Origin of the sequence: Oscillochloris sp. ZM17-4 (assembly GCF_019599295.1) — a bacterium.
Taxonomy (GTDB): Bacteria; Chloroflexota; Chloroflexia; order Chloroflexales; family Chloroflexaceae; genus Oscillochloris.
The window spans coordinates 1-1,875 of record NZ_JAIEWN010000148.1 but is presented as its reverse complement, the minus strand read 5'-3'; the positions used below and the strand labels follow the sequence as shown (position 1 = coordinate 1,875).

Sequence of the window (1,875 nt, the reverse complement as noted above, 5' to 3'; positions counted from 1 at the left end):
CCGCCACCGAGGCCCCGGCCGCCGCCGCCACCGAGGCCCCGGCCGCCGCCACCGAGGCCCCCACCGAGGAGGCCGCCCTCTCCGCCGGCCCGCTCGCGGATGTGCCGCGCAACCAGACCGTCAACCTCGGCTGGAGCATCACCTCCCCGATCGGCGTGACGAACCCCTGGGCCATTCCTGGCTACACCCACCAGGAAGGCAACAATATGCTGTGGGAGCCACTCTACTACTACGGCATCTTCACTGGTCAAGATATTCCCTGGCTGGCCGACAGCATGGAGTACACCAAGGACGACTTCACCGAGCTGACGATTAAGCTCAACAAGGACGCCAAGTGGAGCGACGGCGTCGCGGTGACATCGAAGGATGTGGTCTACACCTTCGAGGGCCAGCTGAACAACGAAAAGCTGCCCTACCACACGCAGTTCGTCCAGTTTGTGCAGGATGTCACGGCGGCCGATGATCAGACGGTGGTCGTCACCTTCAAGATCCCGGCGCCGCGCTTCAAGTTCGAGGTGCTGACCCTGAAGTTCGACACGGGCATTCCGATCGTGCCGGCCCACGTGCTTGAGGCCCAGGCCGATGTGAACGCCTTCTCCGGCGGCCTCGACATGGCCCACTCCGGCCCCTACACCCTGGTGCAGTGGGACAAGAACCAGAAGATCTACGACCTGCGCCCGGACTGGTGGGCGATCACGGCCGGCCGCTCCGAGCTGCCTGCCGTCAAGCGCATCGTCATGGTCAACATCGGCGGCCAGGTCGGCCAGAACATGGACATCGTCGTCCAGCGCATCGTGAACAACGAGTTCGACGCCATCCTCGACGTGCGCTCCTCGGTCGCCAAGCAGATCCTCGACCAGAACCCGAAGATCACCTCGCACACCGGCAACGAGCCGCCCTATGGCTACCGCGACTGGTGGCCGAACTCGCTGTGGGTGAACACCCAGCTGGCGCCCTACAGCGACCCGAATGTGCGCAAGGCGATGAGCCTGACCATCGACCGCGACACGATCGACGAGATCGTCTACGACGGTGCCCAGGTCTCGACGATCTACCCCTTCCCGCTCTACCCGGCCCTGCAGGCCTTCGCCGACAGCCCCGGGGTCAAGGCGCTTGAGGCCCAGTACAACCCGCGCGAGTTCAACCTTGACAAGAGCGCGGAGCTGATGACGGCCGCCGGCTTCACCAAGAACGGCGATGACCTCTGGGAGAAGGACGGCGAGACGGTCAACTGTACGATTAACGGCTTCGAGGGTATCCATAGCGATATCGTGCCGATCCTGGTTGAGATGCTGCGCAACGGCGGCTTCGACGCCAATATCAACTTCGGCACCGACGCCTACCAGAACATGGCCGACGGCAAGCCCGGCATGTACATGTTCGGCCACGGCGCCAGCCTCGTTGACCCCTACGCGGCGCTGGACCTCTACTCCAGCCGCTTCGCCCAGCCGGTCGGCACCACCGCCGGCAACAACAGCTTCGCCCGCTACAGCAACCCCGAGTACCAGGCGCTGCTCGACACCATGGCCCCGCTCTCGTCTGATGACCCGGCATTCATCGACGCCGCGACCCAGGCCCTGGGCATCTACTGGCGCGATACGATCGACATCCCGATCATCCAGTGGCTGCACCGCATCCCCTACAACCAGACCTACTGGACCAACTGGCCGACGGCGGCCAACCCGTCCCTCGGCGAGAACGGTGCCTTCTGGGCCCACACCGGCATGCTGGTGATCACCCAGCTCAAGCCCGCCCAGTAGCTCCCGCCTGACGCGCTGCGTGGCACCCTGGTGCCACGCAGCGCGTCTTCGTCACAGTCAGAGCGGTTGCAACGTCCTGAGCGCCCCACGGCTGGCGACTGGAAGTCGCGCCGAC

General features: G+C 65.0%; 1 protein-coding gene. It reads left to right on the top strand.

Going from position 1 to position 1,875, the window contains the following annotated elements; genetic code table 11:
• Nucleotides 1–1,760, top strand: a 1,760-nt coding sequence (locus tag K2Z83_RS28270; protein ID WP_220598513.1) for an ABC transporter substrate-binding protein, incomplete at its 5' end; no start/stop codon positions are given.
• Between the last annotated feature and the right edge of the window lie 115 nt (nt 1,761–1,875).